General features: G+C 48.8%; 16 protein-coding genes. 9 read left to right on the top strand and 7 right to left on the bottom strand.

All coding sequences use genetic code 11. From position 1 onward, the window contains the following. The first annotated feature begins 211 nt into the window (after positions 1–211). From nadC to yacG, 8 genes are all read left to right on the top strand, one after another. Entirely contained in the window at positions 212–1,099 is an 888-nt protein-coding gene (gene nadC, locus EDI28_RS19545) for a carboxylating nicotinate-nucleotide diphosphorylase (protein WP_128785605.1), read from the top strand. Between the two features lie 322 nt (positions 1,100–1,421). Further along, positions 1,422–1,916 (top strand): pilin, encoded by a 495-nt coding sequence (locus EDI28_RS19540; RefSeq protein ID WP_128785566.1) that lies wholly within the window; start codon positions 1,422–1,424, stop codon positions 1,914–1,916. Next, on the top strand, positions 1,916–3,619 hold the full coding sequence (pilB, locus tag EDI28_RS19535) for a type IV-A pilus assembly ATPase PilB (RefSeq protein WP_128785565.1): 1,704 nt from the start codon (positions 1,916–1,918) through the stop codon (positions 3,617–3,619). The genes EDI28_RS19540 and pilB overlap by 1 nt, the downstream gene beginning before the upstream one ends. A 63-nt stretch (positions 3,620–3,682) precedes the next feature. Further along, positions 3,683–4,903 carry a type II secretion system F family protein gene (locus EDI28_RS19530; RefSeq protein WP_128785564.1) on the top strand — a complete coding sequence of 407 codons (1,221 nt, stop codon included), beginning with the start codon at positions 3,683–3,685 and terminating at the stop codon, positions 4,901–4,903. An 83-nt stretch (positions 4,904–4,986) separates the two neighbouring features. After that, positions 4,987–5,856, top strand: coding sequence for a prepilin peptidase (locus EDI28_RS19525; RefSeq protein WP_128785563.1), 870 nt, complete (start codon positions 4,987–4,989; stop codon positions 5,854–5,856). Between the two features lie 2 nt (positions 5,857–5,858). Next, positions 5,859–6,464, top strand: coding sequence for a dephospho-CoA kinase (coaE, locus tag EDI28_RS19520; RefSeq protein WP_128785562.1), 606 nt, complete (start codon positions 5,859–5,861; stop codon positions 6,462–6,464). A gap of 23 nt (positions 6,465–6,487) precedes the next feature. After that, entirely contained in the window at positions 6,488–7,225 is a 738-nt protein-coding gene (zapD, locus tag EDI28_RS19515; RefSeq protein WP_128785561.1) for a cell division protein ZapD, read from the top strand. Between the two features lie 46 nt (positions 7,226–7,271). Further along, positions 7,272–7,454: a DNA gyrase inhibitor YacG gene (yacG, locus tag EDI28_RS19510; protein ID WP_128785604.1), complete on the top strand. Its 183-nt coding sequence runs from the start codon at positions 7,272–7,274 to the stop codon at positions 7,452–7,454. 52 nt (positions 7,455–7,506) lie between these two features. Here yacG and mutT read toward each other — a convergent pair whose 3' ends face one another. Continuing rightward, entirely contained in the window at positions 7,507–7,905 is a 399-nt protein-coding gene (gene mutT / locus EDI28_RS19505; protein WP_128785560.1) for an 8-oxo-dGTP diphosphatase MutT, read from the bottom strand. 155 nt (positions 7,906–8,060) lie between these two features. Next, positions 8,061–10,787, bottom strand: a complete 2,727-nt coding sequence (gene secA / locus EDI28_RS19500) for a preprotein translocase subunit SecA (protein ID WP_128785559.1) — start codon at positions 10,785–10,787, stop codon at positions 8,061–8,063. A gap of 481 nt (positions 10,788–11,268) precedes the next feature. Between secA and EDI28_RS19495 the strand changes: the two genes are divergently transcribed. Next, positions 11,269–11,730 (top strand): DUF721 domain-containing protein, encoded by a 462-nt coding sequence (locus EDI28_RS19495; protein WP_128785558.1) that lies wholly within the window; start codon positions 11,269–11,271, stop codon positions 11,728–11,730. A 102-nt stretch (positions 11,731–11,832) separates the two neighbouring features. On the opposite strand, the gene lpxC is transcribed toward EDI28_RS19495, so the two are convergent. From lpxC to murC, 5 genes are all read right to left on the bottom strand, one after another. Then, positions 11,833–12,750, bottom strand: coding sequence for a UDP-3-O-acyl-N-acetylglucosamine deacetylase (lpxC, locus tag EDI28_RS19490; RefSeq protein WP_128785557.1), 918 nt, complete (start codon positions 12,748–12,750; stop codon positions 11,833–11,835). A gap of 115 nt (positions 12,751–12,865) precedes the next feature. Further along, entirely contained in the window at positions 12,866–14,059 is a 1,194-nt protein-coding gene (gene ftsZ, locus EDI28_RS19485) for a cell division protein FtsZ (protein ID WP_128785556.1), read from the bottom strand. Between the two features lie 34 nt (positions 14,060–14,093). Then, positions 14,094–15,350, bottom strand: a complete 1,257-nt coding sequence (gene ftsA, locus EDI28_RS19480; RefSeq protein WP_128785555.1) for a cell division protein FtsA — start codon at positions 15,348–15,350, stop codon at positions 14,094–14,096. A gap of 67 nt (positions 15,351–15,417) precedes the next feature. Further along, complete coding sequence (locus EDI28_RS19475; RefSeq protein ID WP_128785554.1) at positions 15,418–16,173, bottom strand: cell division protein FtsQ/DivIB; 756 nt, start codon at positions 16,171–16,173, stop codon at positions 15,418–15,420. 259 nt (positions 16,174–16,432) lie between these two features. Then, the gene (gene murC, locus EDI28_RS19470) at positions 16,433–17,893 is read right to left on the bottom strand and encodes a UDP-N-acetylmuramate--L-alanine ligase (protein ID WP_128785553.1); all 1,461 of its coding nucleotides are present in this window, start codon (positions 17,891–17,893) and stop codon (positions 16,433–16,435) included. Between the last annotated feature and the right edge of the window lie 9 nt (positions 17,894–17,902).

The following is a 17,902-nucleotide window of genomic DNA, read 5'->3' as shown; positions in this document are numbered from 1 at the left end:
TTGCTTCTTATATGATTCTGTGGTCAGAGTTAAAAAATCACTTCATCTTGTCAAGCTTTTGCTATTCCTCGATACTCGTTACGCTCAACTAGCCTCTCGCATATTAATTAGTCTCCATGTATGATCAATACCATAATATTCTCGGGAAACTCCTACCCGCTTTCCCTATTCAACAGCAGCTCAACCTTGCTACGGATATGTCATGACTCAGATGGAAAAGAAGCACGACAGCGAATCGCGCTTAGACTACTTAAAGCAGCAACTCCCACAAGAAATTACCCGTGCCGTCGCCGATACCTTGCGTGAAGATCTCGGCGGCAGTATCGATCCGGCTCTTGATATCACAGCCAGCCTGATCCCTGCCGACAGCCAAGGCGTCGCCACGATCATTACCCGTGAACACGGTATCTTCTGCGGCCAAATGTGGGCCGAGGAAGTATTCAAGCAGCTAGGCGGCAAAGTAAACATCGAATGGCATGTCCAAGATGGCGAAACCGTTGAGCCAAACCAAACCTTATGCACCCTGATCGGCCCGTCCCGTATTCTGCTGACCGGTGAACGCAATGCGATGAACTTCATCCAGACCCTGTCGGGCTGTGCCAGTATTGTTGCCGAGTATGCCAAGCAGCTGGAAGGCACCCGTACCCGCCTGCTCGATACCCGCAAAACTATTCCGGGCCTGCGCAGCGCATTAAAATATGCCGTCACCTGCGGCGGTGGCTACAACCACCGTATCGGCGTATTCGATGCCTACCTCATCAAAGAGAATCACATCATTGCCTGTGGCGGTATTGAGCCAGCGATTACGACAGCCAAACAGCTCAATCCGGGCAAGCCCGTTGAAATAGAAACCGAAAGCCTGGACGAGCTGCAACAGGCGATTGACGCCGGTGCCGACATCATCATGCTTGATAACTTCACCACCGAAATGATGCGTGAAGCAGTGAAAATCAATGCAGGCCGCGCGGCACTGGAGAATTCCGGTAACGTGACCCTGGAGACAATCCGTGAATATGCGTTGACCGGTGTCGACTATATTTCCGTGGGGGCCCTGACCAAGCATCTCAAGGCGATGGACTTGTCGATGCGGTTTAAGTAACTCAGTATCGAGGAGTGAATAACGAGAGTTTCACTCCTTTCATTTTTCCTACCATATTGCTTTATTTTTCTTTTCTTAAAACTCGCATCTCGACACACTCCCTTTTATCACCCTCACCCACCAAACACACCTAACCTGATAATTTACTTAATAAATTTTGCGTCAAAGACCGCCAGCCACTGTGCAACAGGTGCAATACTTTCAATTTAAATAAGTAATGCGCCGAGTAATCATCTCCATATTATTCAGCCACTTGCATAAATAGGTATGCTGGAATCACTTTATTTCGAGAATTATTGGCAGAATAAGAAAGGACAAATAAATGAAAGGACAAAAAGGTTTTACCTTGATTGAATTGATGATTGTGGTAGCGATTATCGGTATTTTGAGCGCATTTGCTGTACCTGCTTATCAAAACTACACTAGCCGAACACATGCCAGTGAAATGTTAAATGCATCAACTGCATTCAAAACGGCAGTCGGTGTATGCGTACTCAGCGGAAATACTAACTGCACTCAAGGTAATGGTGGAGTTCCCGGAACTCAAACGTTTACAAAAGGTGACGGATTTGGGGATGCTTTTACTGTAACATCCAACGTAACTGTTACAGATACAGGCACTATTACTGACGGCACCGCAATTACCGCAATTATTGATGCGACAGAAGGAAAAGGGGCGTTACCTGCAGGGGCTAGCGTAATTTTAACCCCTACTCTTAACGGAAGCGGCATTATTTGGACTGTCACTTGCGCAGCGACAGACACTACTGTCGATACTGATGACTTCTGCCCAGTATCAGAAATACCAGCAGCATAATGCAAACCAACCTCGCTTCCGTCCTGCACCAGGCCAGCCTGATTGGTCCGGCGCAGGAGCAGCAAGTGGTGGATCTTGTCCGGGCAGAAGGTACCAGTGTGCCTTCTGCCTTGATACAGCTTGGCTTGTTCAGCGGTACCGAACTTGCACGTCACCTCGAGCACATCTTTGCCGTCGCGCTGATTGATGTCCACCAGTACGACTATCACGCCTGCTGCAAGACGCTCAATCAACGTGAGCTGATACTGCAGCACCGGGTGTTGCCGCTACAAATCAATGACAATACCCTGTTTGTCGGCCTCAGTGATCCGACCCAAATCAATGCGCTGGACGAGTTCCGTTTTGCTACCGGCAAGAACATCGAACCTTTGCTGCTTGAGACCAAGCAGCTCGAAAGTGCCATCCGACGAGTTTACGGCAGCGAAATCGGAGAGAACTATCGCTCTTCCCAGCACCAACGCAGTGTAACTGATGCCGACCTCGGTGATTTGGTTGACTTAGGGGATGGCGAACTGCTTGATGAAGCGACGGATTTAAGCCAGGACACTGCCCCGGTAACCCGCTATATCAACCAGGTACTGATGGATGCGGTCCGTAAAAAGGCATCAGATATCCACTTCGAGCCCTATGAGGAGACTTACCGGGTTCGCTTTCGCTGCGACGGTATCCTCCATCAGCATGCCATGCCACCAGCTCATCTGTCACGGCGGCTATCAACCCGGCTCAAGGTAATGTCAAAGCTCAATATTGCCGAACGACGCCAACCGCAAGATGGTCGGATCAAGCTCAGGCTGACTCAAACGTTGGCTATCGATCTTCGGGTATCTACCCTACCAACACTGTGGGGCGAGAAAGTGGTACTGCGGATCCTTGACAGTTCCAGTGCTCATTTGGACATCGATATTCTGGGTTATAACGAGCAGCAGAAACAGGCCTATCTCGAAGCATTACGGCAACCGCAGGGTATGATCCTGATGACCGGCCCCACCGGGAGCGGTAAAACGGTATCACTCTATACCGGACTTAAAATACTCAATACCGACGAGAGAAACATCTCTACTGCCGAAGATCCGGTCGAAATCAACCTCCCAGGGATCAATCAGGTTCAGATAAACACCCAAATTGGCCTGGGCTTTGCCGAGGCACTGCGATCATTCCTCCGTCAGGATCCCGATGTGGTTATGGTGGGTGAAATTCGAGATTTGGAAACCGGATCCATTGCGGTCAAGGCCGCACAAACTGGTCACTTGGTGCTTTCAACCCTGCATACCAACTCGGCCGCTGAAACAATTACCCGCCTGACCAATATGGGAGTGAAAGATTTCAATTTGGCTTCATCACTGAGCCTGATCATTGCCCAGCGGCTCGCCCGCCGTTTGTGCCATGGCTGTAAAGAGGAACAACCGCTAGATAGCCTTGTACGAGAAAGGCTTGAAATTCCGCTGACAACCACGATCTATCAGGCCAACAAAATGGGCTGCGATGACTGTAACAAAGGCTATCTTGGGCGAGTCGGCATTTATGAAGTGATGCCGTTTAGCCGCGAGATCGCACAAGCGCTCATGGCAGGCGCCTCGACGCTCGAACTCGAAGAGCTGGCTTGCAAGCAAGGAATGCAGAAGCTACAGCAGTCCGGTATAGAAAAGCTCTCTGCTGGCGTGACCAGTTTGGAAGAACTGCAGCGGGTGCTGCATTTTAGTTAGGGGCCTCGGGCTCATAGGGCCGCTTATCCTGAAACCTAGGTAAAGAACGCGAAAGGAGATATCATGGCACAAGCCAATAAAATTCACTATTTCCACTGGCGGGGCGTCAATCAGATAGGAAAAAAAACCTCGGGCGTAACCCTAGGTTTTCAGGAGCGTGATGTTCGTAACATGCTCTGCGAGCAGATGATCCAGGTAAAAAAGATAAAGCGCCACAAACCATCGACCCTCAGCAAGCTGAAAAACCAAATGAAGCCGGCCGATGTGACGGCGATAACCCGTCAGCTGGCAACAATGATCGCCTCGGGCGTCCCCGTTGTACAAGCATTATCCATGATGGCCAATAGCCACAATAAAGCGGAAGCCAGAGCCATTCTGGCTCAGGTCACCACCCAGATCGAAGCCGGTGCTTCACTATCACGGGCATTAAAAACCAGCTCTCCCCTGTTTGATAACTTCTACTGTGATCTGGTATTAACCGGCGAGCAGACAGGTCATTTATCGGAAGTTTTCGACCGTATTGCGACTTATCGGGAAAAAAACCAAGCAACCCGACAGAAAGTGATCAAGGCAATGATCTACCCCACGATGGTTACCCTGACATCCATTGGTGTCACGATCATGATGCTGGTTTTTGTTATCCCTCAGTTTGCCGGTATCTTCAGCAGTTTTGGTGCAGATTTACCCTGGTTTACCCAGCAGGTGATCAAAGCCTCCAACTTTATGCTCGGTTACGGCTCCTATCTGGCCATTGCACTGTTTTCAGTCCTGCTATGCACGAGTTATCGATACAAAAGATCCGCTCGGTTCAAGATGGCTATCCATCGCTTCAACCTCAGGCTACCGATTATTGGCAATGTACTGCTCAAAGCCACGGTCGCCCGGTTTTCCCGGACTCTGGCTACCACCTTCAGTGCCGGTATTCCTCTTTTAAGCGGCCTGCAGTCGGCAGGAAAAACAGCGGGCAACAAATACATCGAACAGGCGATAGAAGAGGCACACAACAGTACGGCAGCAGGCATGCCGCTGCATATCGCACTACGCCAGAGCAATGTCTTTCCGGAGCTAATGCTGCAAATGACAATGATAGGTGAAGAGTCCGGTTCGCTAGACGACATGCTCAATAAAATGGCGACCTTATATGAAAACGATGTTGATAATACCGTCGATAACCTAGGGAAAATCCTCGAACCGCTTATTATCATTTTTCTTGGTGGACTGATTGGCGGATTACTCGTCGCGATGTATATGCCAATCTTCAAATTGATGAGTGTGATGGGATAGAGACCAGTTGCTGATTCTAGGTTCTAGGATCTAGTCCTAGATTCCCCTACAATAGCCTGATATATAAGTATGAGATGTCTTTCATGGAACTGCTGACTTACTACCCCTGGCTATTTCCTGTTTTTGCAGCCATTTTCGGCCTGCTGGTTGGTAGCTTCCTCAATGTCGTGATCTACCGTCTACCCGTTATGATGGAAAGGCAGTGGAAAGCCGACTGTGCCGAATGCTTTCCGGAATGTGGCCCGGTAGATAACAGCCAGCCCTTTAACCTGAGTGTACCGCGCTCACGTTGCCCGCATTGCCAACATCAGATAAGTATGTGGGAGAACATTCCAGTTATCAGCTGGTTGCTACTCAGGGGGCGCTGTCGCTCTTGTCAGGCCAAAATCAGTGTCCGCTATCCGGCAGTAGAACTGTTTACAGCAATTATCACCACAACCGTTGCTATCGTATTGCCAGCTTCTGAATGGGCAATTGCGGTGATCTTCTTTAGTTTTGCTCTGATCGCCCTGACATTTATCGATATAGACAAAATGCTGTTACCGGACCAAATTACTTTGCCACTGATCTGGGCTGGTATTTTTGTTGCATTACTGGGCTGGGGACCAGTCTCACTCACCGAGTCGATTATCGGCACGATGGCAGGCTACCTGTCACTGTGGAGCCTTTACTGGAGCTTTAAGCTGATAACCGGTAAAGAAGGGATGGGATATGGTGATTTTAAATTGCTGGCCGCTTTGGGGGCCTGGCTTGGCTGGCAGCTGCTGCCTTTTGTTGTGCTATTGTCTTCCTTGGTTGGGGCAATTTGTGGCATCATCTTGATGCGTATACAAAGTTCTGATTCTCAGACTCCTTTTTCCTTTGGCCCTTACCTTGCCCTTGCGGGCTGGATCGCCATCTTATGGGGTGAGCCAATCCTGAACTGGTACCTAACTTCATATTTAGGACTGTAATAATGACAATGGTTGTCGGACTCACCGGCGGTATTGGCAGCGGCAAGACCACCGTTGCTGAGCAATTCGCCCGCTATAGCATTGATATCATTGATGCAGATATCGTCGCCAGAGAAGTGGTAGAGCCCGGAACAACCGGCCTCAAAGCCATTGTCGAAAAACTGGGTTCTGACATTTTACTGACAGACGGAACCCTCGACCGCAGTAAGCTACGACAAGCCGTTTTTGACGATAACCACTTGAAAGAATGGTTAAATGCTCTGCTTCACCCTATGATCAGAGAAAAGATGAAGGCGGAAATTGATCTGGCTACCTCGCCTTACTGCCTGCTGGTTATTCCGTTGATGGTTGAAAATAATTTGCAGACCATGGTCCATCGCCTACTGGTCATTGATGTGAATGAAGAGGTGCAGATAGCACGAACCCAGCAGCGTGATCAGGTTGATGCCAGCCACGTCAGGAAGATCCTTGCGGCCCAGGCCACTCGACCGGAGCGACTGGCAGCTGCCGATGATGTGATAAGCAATAATGGTGACAGTACCGAGCTCGAAGATGCCGTCGCAGTACTGCATCAGCAATATTTAGCGATGAGCCTTCAATATCAGTAACGAGCAACCTCGGATAAACAAATATGCTAACAAACCGTTTTGAACATCCGCTAAACGAAAAAGTGCGTATTTATTTGCGCCTTGAGTATTTGCTCAGACAAATGACACATGCCAGCCAGCTAAACGATCAATGGCAGCATCAGATATTCTTCCGAGCATTATTTGATCTACTGGAAATTCTCGATCAAATCCAACTCAAGTCAGAACTGGCAAAAGATCTCGATAAACAACGAACCAAGCTTAAAAACTGGCTCAATATCGAGGGGGTCGATCAGTCAGCCCTGCTTGCCATTCTCGATAACATGGATCTTGCTCACCACCAGCTGATCACGGCGAAACGGTTAGGCCAGGAAATCCGTGAAGATCGTTTTCTAAGCGGGATCAAGCAACGCTTTTCAATTCCCGGGGGAAGCTGCTGCTTTGACCTCCCCACACTGCATCACTGGCTGCACCTGCCATTAGCCCACAAGCAAAACGACATGACTAACTGGCTCAAGCAACTTGCTGAACTCACCGAAGCCCTTTACTTATGGCTCCGTCTTACCCGTGACTCAGGCCAATACCAACCGCAAATTGCTCGTGGCGGTTTTTTTCAGCATGATGCTGAAAATGCCAGTTTATTGCGATTAGAAATTTGCCCAAGCTATGGGGTATATCCTATGATATCGGGCCATCGCAGCCGCTTTGCTATCCGCTTCCTACCTTTTGAAGAAGGCGCAGGCATTGCTGAGGCTATCGACTTTAAACTAGCAATCTGCTGAGGTATCTGTGACACAATCAAATACGGCGTTTTCAGCCAAGATCACCATGGTCAAATGCCCAACCTGTCAATCAAAGGTGGAATGGAGCGAGAAGAACCAGTTTCGTCCATTTTGCTGCAAACGTTGCCAGCTGATTGATTTGGGGGAATGGGCCGATGAAGAGAAGGCGATTCCGGGCGCACCGGATATGTCCGATTCTGACGGTTGGTCGGAAGATATGGGATACTAGAAAGGTACGAGTGCCTAGAGCCTAGTTCCTCGCGACTGGGCCCTAGACACTTTTACATCCCCATCAGCTTTTCCAGCACCACTTCATTGGCTTCGGGAAACGCATAATCCCGCAAGTTCGTTAACTTCACCCACTCTCCGGGCTGGCCTTCTTTTCCGTAAGCTTCACCGTCAAACTCTTTGACTAGAAAAAAATCAAACTTCAGTGATTTTTCCGGGTAGTCGTGTTCTAGTGCAATAAAATGCTCCAGCTCTGTCGCATGAATACCCACCTCCTCATCGAGTTCGCGGATCACGGCCTGCTCGGCAGTTTCTCCGCTTTCCACCTTACCGCCTGCAAATTCCCAAAATCCGCCTTGATGGGCTTTGGCTGCACGCCGAGTAATAAAAACTTCATCTTGCTGCGTATTGAGAATAATCCCTGCCGAAATCCAAACTTGTTTCTTTTCCAAAACTAATGACCTGCTATCCGTATCGAATTGCCAGTTTCAAGTCACGAGAGCATTCTCTCGCGACTTTGCTCTAACATCTCGTATCTTTTCTCAAATAAACAAAAGGCCGCTTACGCGGCCTTTTTACTGTATCAAACGGCTCAACAGCGGATCAATTAGTTGATCTTTCCGTGACACTGTTTGTATTTTTTGCCGGAGCCACATGGGCAAGGCTCGTTTCGGCCAACTTTACGATCTTCACGCTGGAAAGGTGTACTTTCCTCACCTTCCGAGCTTTCATCGGCAATCTGGTTTTCTGCGTTCTGATGCTGGAACTGTTGACGTCGTGCCAGCTCTTCAGCCTGACGACGGCGCTCTTCTTCCAGGCGCTCAACTTCTTCCTGCTGCTGAACACGAACCTTGCTAAGGATCATAATCACATCAGACTTTAGGCTTTCCAGCATACCCTCGAACAATTCAAACGACTCTCGCTTGTATTCCTGTTTCGGGTTCTTCTGGGCATAACCTCGCAAATGAATACCCTGACGCAGGTGATCCATCGCCGCCAAATGCTCTTTCCACAGCGTATCAAGGTTCTGTAGCATTACCGTCTTCTCGAAGTTACGCAGTACCGCAGCACCCACGACTTCTTCTTTCTCACGGTAAATTTCAACTGCTTTCTCGACAATGCGCTCACGCAGTGCTTCTTCGTAAAGCTTATCTTCGCTGTCTAGCCATTCCTGAATAGGCAGCACCATATCAAAGTCTGTTTTCAGACGCTCTTCAAGCCCCGGAACATCCCACATTTCTTCCAAAGACTGTGGCGGAATATGACCGTCAATAACAGTCAGAATCACATCTTCACGGTTCTGTTCGATCATCTCGCTGATGTCTTCGGCATTCATCAGCTCGTCACGCAACTCATAGACAACCTTACGTTGATCGTTGGCAACGTCATCAAACTCAAGCAGCTGCTTACGAATATCGAAGTTACGGCCTTCGACTTTGCGCTGGGCATTTTCAATCGCCTTGGTCACCCATGGGTGCTCAATCGCTTCGCCTTCTTCCATTCCCAGCTTCTTCATCATGTTCGATACACGATCAGAAGCAAAAATACGCATCAGTCCATCTTCCATCGACAGATAGAAGCGAGAAGAACCCGGATCCCCCTGACGACCAGAACGGCCGCGTAGCTGGTTATCAATACGACGGGATTCATGACGCTCGGTGCCGATAATATGCAAACCGCCAGCCGCTAATACCGCGTCATGGCTGTCTTTCCACTTCGCTTTAATAGCCGCAACTTGATCGTCTGTAGGCTTGTCAAGCTTGGCTATATCACTCTGCCAAGATCCACCCAGCACGATATCGGTACCACGGCCAGCCATGTTGGTTGCAATAGTCACTGAACCAGACTGACCTGCCTCGGCCACAATATCGGCTTCTTTTTCATGGAACTTCGCATTCAGAACCTGGTGCTTGATGCCTTGTTTCTTCAGCGCATTGGACAGGAGCTCTGATTTCTCAATCGAGACAGTACCAACCAGCACAGGCTGGCCTTTTGCTACACGCTCTTTGATGTCTTCACTGATAGCGGTAAACTTCTCAAGCTCGGTCATGTACACCAAGTCGCCCATATCATCGCGGATCATAGGCTTGTTAGTCGGTAGCACGACAGTTTCCAAACCATAGATAGACTGGAATTCAAAGGCTTCAGTATCAGCTGTACCTGTCATGCCTGATAGTTTGCTGTACAGACGGAAGTAATTCTGGAACGTGATTGATGCCAGCGTCTGGTTTTCATTCTGGATCTTAACGCCTTCTTTGGCTTCAACCGCCTGGTGAAGACCTTCAGACCAGCGACGTCCCGGCATAGTACGGCCAGTATGTTCATCAACGATGATGACTTCGTCATTTTTGACGATGTAATCAACATCACGCTCAAACAACACATGGGCACGCAATGCTGCGTTCACATGATGCAACAGGCTGATATTAGCTGGAGAATATAGCGTATCATCCTCAGCCATCATGTCGTTCTGTTTCAATAAATCTTCAACAAACTCCTGACCATTTTCGGTCAGGTGGGCTTGTTTTGATTTTTCGTCAACCGTGTAGTGGCCTTCGCCACGGTACTCTTCACTATCTTCTTGATCTTGTTTGGCAAGCTGTGGGATCAACAGATTAATCTTAGTGTAAAGCTCAGAGCTATCTTCTGCCGGACCAGAAATAATCAACGGCGTACGGGCTTCATCGATAAGGATGGAATCCACCTCATCGACTACCGCGAAGAAGCGCTCACGCTGCACACGGTCTTCCGGACGGAACGCCATGTTATCGCGCAGATAGTCAAAACCAAACTCGTTGTTGGTACCGTAAAGGATATCAGCCGAATAGGCTTCTTTCTTTGCTTGCGGTGGCATGTTCGGTACATTGACGCCGACAGTCATACCTAAGAATTCAAACAGGGCGCGGTTTGTTTCCGCATCACGTGCTGCAAGGTAGTCGTTCACCGTAACGATGTGAACGCCTTTGCCTGTCAGGGCATTCAGGTAAGCGGGTAATGTTGCCGTCAGGGTTTTACCCTCACCAGTACGCATCTCGGCAATCTGGCAGTCATTTAGCACCATGCCACCGATTAGCTGGACATCGAAATGACGCATACCGAATACACGGCTCGAAGCTTCTCGCACAGTTGCAAAGGCTTCGGGCAGCAGCTGGTCGAGGTTTTCACCTTGCTCCAAACGCTCACGGAACTCAGCCGTTTTGGCTTTCAGCTCTTCGTCTTGCAGGCTTTCAAATTGTGGTTCTAGCTTGTTGATTTGATCAACAATTTTACGCAAACGACGCAGAGTGCGGTCGTTACGGCTACCGATAACTTTGGTCAGTAGTTTTGATAACATGGCGTTGCCGTTTTCTCTTTGTTATTTCAGCTTCAGTACTGGCTGAATCGCTTAATCTGGGTTTCATAACCGGGAGTATACCTAACTGAACAATTATCTGAGCCTTTTCAGGATCTCTGATAAGTCAGATAATAATTCGGTTTGGTATTATCATCCCTGTCCCGTCTGAATCCGCCACAAATGTGACAACAGAAGCCGACACGAAAAACAATGGTTATAAATGATATTGTGGCCCTTTTGGTTAATTTCAAGGGCTAGATGAAAACAATACCAGTGTTTTGCTCAGGGGCTGTGTTTTACCAACAATCGCTCCCTCGCGGCCAGGCATATCTGCCACTGTTATAGAAAACAGCTAATATTAACCTGCATTCTATAGACTTGGTATAATATGACATATTAACGAGGTCGCCTATGATAAAAGCAGGCGACTTGCTTTCCATATTCGAAAAATTAGAACTTAGCCCTAATTAGGACATGTTTCATGCGTGATCATCGCCCCCAAACAACTGCGAGCCTGCTCGATGACAGTCAACTAGGTAATATCCAGCAGCGTGCTATTGCACTCAGCAAGCTCAACAAAGCCGTAAAACAGCACCTTGACTGTTCAGATTACTGTCGCGTGAGCAACTATCGCCAGGGAACGTTGATCATTGAAACAGCATCCGCGGCCTGGTCAATGCGGCTTAACTACGAACGTAACAACCTGATCCGAAAGTTAAGGGAAAAACTGTTGCCTCAACTGACAAATATCGAGGTAAAGGTCAACCCGGCACTGGCGGCTGTTGAGAGGAAGCAAGAGGATAAGACGCCAGATATCGTGCAAAAGCCAATATCTCCGCTGGCAGCTCAATATTTGCTGACCACAGCAAAAAATGCCCCCGACAAAGTGAAAAAGAAGCTAGAGCGATTAGCGGCGTTAGCCGCGAGAAAACATGAAGTATGATGGGATTAAGGCATTAAGAGACACAACAAGGCTTCGAGGTCACCTTCAATAAAAACAAAAACGCCGGACAGAGTCCGGCGTTTTTTAATTCTGCATCGGTGCTTAAGCTAATACCATACCTGGCTGGGCAAAAGTAACCGGCACTTCGTGCTCTTCCTCGAAGGTTGACCACTCAAAGGCTTCCTGATCGGCCAAGACTGCACGCAGTACCTTGTTGTTCATGGCGTGGCCAGATTTATAGGCACACATTTCACCGATAATATTATGGCCACACATATACAGGTCGCCAATCGCATCCAGTACCTTGTGCGTCACCAACTCGTTATCAAAACGTAGGCCTTCATCATTCAAGATGCGGTAATCATCCAAAACAATGGCGTTATCAAAGCTACCACCCAGACACAGATTCTGTGACTGTAGGTACTCGATATCGCGCATAAAACCAAACGTACGGGCGCGGCTGATGTCTTTTACAAATGACTGGCTCGAGAAGTCCAATACTAAACGCTGTTGCTCTGATTCAATCGCCGGGTGATTAAAATCGATAGCGAAATCTAGGCGGAATCCGTTATACGGACGTAGTTCAGCCCATTTGTCGCCATCTTCGACGCGAACAGTTTTCTTGATACGTAAGAAACGCTTGGGTGTGTTCAGAGTATCAATACCGGCAGACTGCAGCAGGTAAATAAACGGGCTTGCGCTACCATCCATAATCGGAATTTCTGGAGCATCAACCTCGACAATTACATTATCGATTCCCATTCCTGCCAAAGCTGCGTTTAGATGTTCAACCGTTGAGATACGCACACCGTCCTCATTGACAAGGGCGGTACACAGCATGGTATCACGCACAGAATCTGCATTAGCAGGGAAATCCACAGGTGGATTCAAATCTGTACGACGATAGATCACGCCAGTGTTTGCGGCAGCAGGACGCAGAATAAGCGTGACTTTACGTCCAGAGTGAAGTCCCACTCCGGTCGTTTGCACTATGCTTTTCAGGGTACGTTGTCTGATCATCTGCTCTTCTCAACTTTTATTTAGCCAATACATCGGCCCATTACCGTGCAATTGCACGATAATTGGGCAAATATGTTACCACTTATTGAGCGGTAACCCAAACAATTTACGTCAGTTAGTCAGCCTGTTTACGTAAAAATGCTGGAATATCAAGGTAGTCATGGTCAGCCTGAGGCTTCGACTTCGCAGCTGCGGAAGATGAACCCTGTTGCACATTTGTTTCAGCAGCTGGTGCCTGCTGGCTCAACGGCGCGGGCTTAGACTCTTCAACTGCTGGCGCTGCTGCAGTTTTTTCCTGTGCTACCGCCTGAACCGGCTTCGACGTAGTAACCAGAGTAATGTCCGGCTTGCTTTCTTTGCCAATACCTGTTGCAACAACCGTTACACGCAGCTCATCAGTCATCTCAGGATCCAGAGACGTGCCGATAACCACGGTGGCATTGTCTGATGCGAAGGCCTTCACTGTGTTACCCACAGTTTCAAACTCATCAAGACGCATGTCTAAGCCAGCAGTGATGTTAACCAACACACCACGCGCTCCAGCGAGGTCGATATCTTCCAACAATGGACTAGATATCGCCATTTCTGCAGCTTCTTCAGCACGATCGTCACCGGTTGCAACACCGCTGCCCATCATGGCATGACCCATTTCAGACATCACTGTACGAACGTCAGCAAAGTCGACGTTAATCATACCCGGACGGGTGATCAATTCCGCAATGCCCTGTACTGCATTTTTCAGAACATCATTTGCCTTGGCAAATGCATCCAGCAATGTAATACCACGGCCAAGAACTTTCAGCAGTTTTTCGTTTGGAATAGTGATAAGAGAATCGACGTGCTTAGACAGCTCTTCGATACCCTGCTCAGCAAACGCCATACGCTTCTTACCTTCAAAGCTAAATGGTTTGGTAACCACAGCAACAGTAAGAATGCCCAGCTCTTTGGCAACTTCAGCAATGATTGGTGCTGCACCAGTACCGGTACCGCCCCCCATACCTGCGGCGATAAAGATCATGTCAGAACCTTGCAGTTCCGTCTTAATCGCCTCACGATCTTCCAGTGCCGAGTCACGTCCCACCTGAGGGTTCGCACCCGCACCCAAACCTTTGGTGATATCACCACCGATCTGGATCACTGTACTTACATTGCTTTTTCGAAGCGCTTGAGCATCGGTGTTTACACTAATGAACTCAACCCCTTCAATCGACTCACGTACCATGTGATCGACAGCATTACCGCCGCCGCCGCCAACGCCAATGACCTTAATTACAGCTTCATCAGACATTTCCATCATCGGTTCAAACATTTGTTCTCTCCGTTTATCCTGTTCGCATCAGGTTTTAAAATTCTTTTCTTAGCCAGCTACTGATTTTAGTGAAGATCCCGGTTACCGAACGCTTCGGCTCCAGTTCACTATCATCAAATGTCTGACTGTCCTTTCCATAATGCAGTAAACCTACTGCAGTTGCATAGTGCGGAGCCTGAACATAATCAGTCAGTCCACTTAGCTCTAACGGTTGCCCAATCCGTACCTGGTTGCGAAATACTCGCTCGGCACATTCAATCAGGCCTTCCATCTGTGCTGCACCGCCTGTGAGGACGATACCAGCCGCTAAATGATGCTTAACCCCCGCATCTCGCAGTTGTTCTTGTATTTCCAGCAGCTTCTGATTAACCAGCCCCAATAACTCGCTGTAACGGGGTTCTATCACTTCTGCCAACGTCTGGCTCTGCAGGCTACGTGATGGACGACCACCGACACTCGGTACATCGACCTTCGCATCTTTGCTCACCAGCTCACTCAGCGCACAGCCGAATTTAACTTTGATTTCTTCAGCATCACCAGGTGGTGTGCCAAATGCATAGGCGATATCACTGGTTACCACGTTGCCGGCATACGGAATCACTTCGGCATGCCGCAGTGCTCCGCCAGTCCAAACCGCCAAATCCATCGTCCCGCCGCCGATATCGACCACACAAACACCCAGTTCGCGTTCATCGGCAGTCAGCACTGCATGGCTAGCAGCCAAACCAGAAAAGATCAGCTGATCAACTTTCAATCCGCAACGTTCGACCGCCTTCACGATATTACGAGCCATATCATTGTGACAGGTGATCAAGTGAACACTGGCTTCCATCCGAACTCCAGATAAACCAACAGGGTTTTTTATTCCCTCCTGATAATCAATAGCAAATTCCTGAGGAATTACATGTAAAGTTCGGTGTTCATCGCTAATTTTTACCGATTTCGCTGTATGAATAACATTATCAACGTCATCCTGCGTTACCTCTTTGTCAGAAATAGGCACCATGCCTTTTTCTGTCTGGCAACGTATATGTTTGCCGGATAACGACAAAAACACAGAGGAAATCTGGCAATCTGCCATCAGCTCAGCCTGATCGACTGCACGCTGAACTGACTTGACGACGGATTCAAGATCATTGACCCCGCCCTTGTCCATTCCCCGTGACGGACTGCTGCCAACACCAATGACATTTACATTGCCATCAGGCAACACTTCCCCAACCAAAGCACTCACTTTGGAGGTGCCGATATCCAGGCCCACTATGAGTTTTTTATCTGCCGCCTTCGTCATTAGCGCACGCTCTTATAGTTATACTCACCAAACAATTCTGAACACTCAGAGCTTGCTTCTGGCAGTATTATTCTGGAACCACTTTCCAACCCACAGCAGCCCCGGTGTCGTAGCGCAAGTCTACGTACTCAATGGCTTTTCCTTGCTGCTCTAATTCAGGATACAGTCCGATAAAACGCTCAAGGCGTTCCATTCGGGCTTCTCGACCCAGCTCGAGTCGAACTCCATTTGTTAACCATGCTCGCCAGGCTCGGCGTTCATTTAATGCCAAAGTGGCAATCTCGAACCCCGCGAGCTGTAATATTGGTTGCATCTCATGCAACGCAGCCAGCACTTCCCGGCTGCTACCTTCCGGCCCCGTTAATTCGGCCAACCTTTTCTCTTTTACCTGCTCTGCCGGCGCCCTGAACACCGCACCTTCGGTATTCACCAGGTGTTGTTGGTTCCAGATTGCCGCTGGCTGGTGTTCAACCAAAAAAACTTTGATTGAATCTGGCCACTGTTTTCGTACCGACGCTCTTGAAATCCAAGGCAATGCTTCCAAGGCCAGCTGGATCTTGTCAACATCCTGGGTCATAAAGCTCCCCAGATGATCCAACTGTAAGATCCCCTGACGAACATCGTCAGCACTCAGGTACTCCAACTTTCCCTGGATAACCAGCTGCGATAGCGGCAGCCGGTTGGCGTCTGTCATCCAATTTATCCCTGCACTAAAAAGCCAGGCGATAAAACCAATAACAAAAAGAAAAAACGCAGCCCCTCCCCAGTGTGTAACTGTCGCCGAGGGAGGCAGGGGGACTATTTTCAAGACTGCATCAGCCATATATCGTTTGTGCCCTTACCTCAATCGTCTTATATCGCCCCAAAATCACCAAGAGGATATCTGACGTTTGGAAAAGTCAGGTAGGAATACGCAAAGTTGATCGATTATACCGACCAACCCGTTGCTCTCCAACTATTGTTGAAGATTTCCTTTCATATCCTGAGATCAAAACCTAATAAATGGTTATATCACATGCACTTTGCCGCTTAAAAATAATGCAATAAATGTACCATTTCGCTTCTAACAGTCGATAAATAGGTTAATCGCGGCTCATTTCTACAATATTCAACTTCATTTCAGCCAATTGACGGGCAATCTTACCAACATCTCCCGCACCTTGAGTCAAAACTAAATCATCATTTTGAATAATATTGGCTAATGCCGCCGGCAACGCATTGCTGTTAGGCACAAAAATCGGATCGATCTTGCCGCGTCCGCGAATGGTGCGGCAAAGCGCACGCCCATCGGCACCGGTAATTGGTACTTCGCCTGCCGCATAGACATCCAGCATCACCAACACATCAACTTGTTCCAGCACATTCGCAAAGTCATCGTATAGGTCACGGGTACGGCTATAACGGTGAGGCTGGAACACCATAACCAGACGCTTTTCCTTCCATCCGGCACGTGCAGCCTTGATTGTCACATCCACTTCACTCGGATGATGGCCATAATCATCCACCAGCATGACTGTTCCGTTTCCGGAGTCGAACTCGCCTAAGTGATCAAAACGTCGCCCCGTTCCCTGAAATTCAGCCAGCGCACGAATAATCGCCTCGTCTTCGACACCTTCTTCTGTCGCAACGGCAACAGCAGCTGTCGCGTTGAGCGCGTTGTGCTCACCTGGAATATTTAGCTTAATATCCAAGGCCGGCTTGCCCTGACGCAAGATAGTAAAATGTCCTTGCTGGCCTTGTTGATTGTAGTCAACAAGACGCACATCAGCATCTTCGGCAAAGCCATATGTGATCACCTGGCGGCCAATTCTTGGCAGCAGCTCACGAACAACCGGATCATCGATACACATCACGGCTAAGCCATAGAATGGTAAGTTATGCAGGAAATCGATGAATGTCTGCTTCAGCACTTCAAAGTCACCGCCATAGGTTTCCATATGGTCGGCTTCAATATTTGTTACCACACACACCATCGGCTGCAAATGCAGGAATGACGCGTCACTTTCGTCAGCTTCGGCAATTAGGTAGCGGCTGCAGCCCAGGCGCGCATTGGTACCGGCACTTTTCACGAGGCCGCCATTGACGAATGTCGGATCGAGCCCTGCTTCAGAGTAAATCTGCGTGGTCAGTGCGGTCGTGGTCGTTTTACCGTGAGTGCCGGCAATTGCAATACCGTGACGGTAGCGCATTAGCTCGGCCAGCATCTCTGCCCGGCGAACAACCGGGATCCTCAGCTCCCGCGCAGTGACTAGTTCAGGATTATCAGCGGCAATCGCCGTGGAAACCACCACCACACTGGCACCTTCGACATTGCTGGCAGCATGACCGAAGAAGAGTTCAGCCCCTTTTTCTACCAGGCGTTCGGTGACAGCGTTCGGCGCAATATCCGATCCGCTGACACAGTAGCCCTCATTGACCAATACCTCGGCGATACCGCTCATTCCAGCTCCGCCAATCCCAACAAAGTGAATACGCTCAACACGGCGCATCTCTGGCACCATCGTTCTGATTTTTGCTAATTGCGGGTTATCCAGTTTACTCATCACTCTGTC

Origin of the sequence: Photobacterium chitinilyticum, assembly GCF_004104355.1 — a bacterium.
GTDB lineage: Bacteria > Pseudomonadota > Gammaproteobacteria > Enterobacterales > Vibrionaceae > Photobacterium > Photobacterium chitinilyticum.
Note: the sequence above shows the minus strand (reverse complement) of the source record. Positions and strands in the feature narration are given on the sequence as shown.

Excerpts from the sequence above, each read along its gene's own strand:
- ftsA (WP_128785555.1), bottom strand. The coding sequence starts at position 15,350 with ATGACGAAGGCGGCAGATAAAAAACTCATAGTGGGCCTGGATATCGGC.
- ftsZ (WP_128785556.1), bottom strand. The coding sequence starts at position 14,059 with ATGTTTGAACCGATGATGGAAATGTCTGATGAAGCTGTAATTAAGGTC.
- murC (WP_128785553.1), bottom strand. The coding sequence starts at position 17,893 with ATGAGTAAACTGGATAACCCGCAATTAGCAAAAATCAGAACGATGGTG.
- EDI28_RS19525 (WP_128785563.1), top strand. The coding sequence starts at position 4,987 with ATGGAACTGCTGACTTACTACCCCTGGCTATTTCCTGTTTTTGCAGCC.
- coaE (WP_128785562.1), top strand. The coding sequence starts at position 5,859 with ATGACAATGGTTGTCGGACTCACCGGCGGTATTGGCAGCGGCAAGACC.
- zapD (WP_128785561.1), top strand. The coding sequence starts at position 6,488 with ATGCTAACAAACCGTTTTGAACATCCGCTAAACGAAAAAGTGCGTATT.
- nadC (WP_128785605.1), top strand. The coding sequence starts at position 212 with ATGGAAAAGAAGCACGACAGCGAATCGCGCTTAGACTACTTAAAGCAG.
- EDI28_RS19495 (WP_128785558.1), top strand. The coding sequence starts at position 11,269 with ATGCGTGATCATCGCCCCCAAACAACTGCGAGCCTGCTCGATGACAGT.
- lpxC (WP_128785557.1), bottom strand. The coding sequence starts at position 12,750 with ATGATCAGACAACGTACCCTGAAAAGCATAGTGCAAACGACCGGAGTG.
- secA (WP_128785559.1), bottom strand. The coding sequence starts at position 10,787 with ATGTTATCAAAACTACTGACCAAAGTTATCGGTAGCCGTAACGACCGC.
- yacG (WP_128785604.1), top strand. The coding sequence starts at position 7,272 with ATGGTCAAATGCCCAACCTGTCAATCAAAGGTGGAATGGAGCGAGAAG.
- pilB (WP_128785565.1), top strand. The coding sequence starts at position 1,916 with ATGCAAACCAACCTCGCTTCCGTCCTGCACCAGGCCAGCCTGATTGGT.
- EDI28_RS19475 (WP_128785554.1), bottom strand. The coding sequence starts at position 16,173 with ATGGCTGATGCAGTCTTGAAAATAGTCCCCCTGCCTCCCTCGGCGACA.
- EDI28_RS19530 (WP_128785564.1), top strand. The coding sequence starts at position 3,683 with ATGGCACAAGCCAATAAAATTCACTATTTCCACTGGCGGGGCGTCAAT.
- EDI28_RS19540 (WP_128785566.1), top strand. The coding sequence starts at position 1,422 with ATGAAAGGACAAAAAGGTTTTACCTTGATTGAATTGATGATTGTGGTA.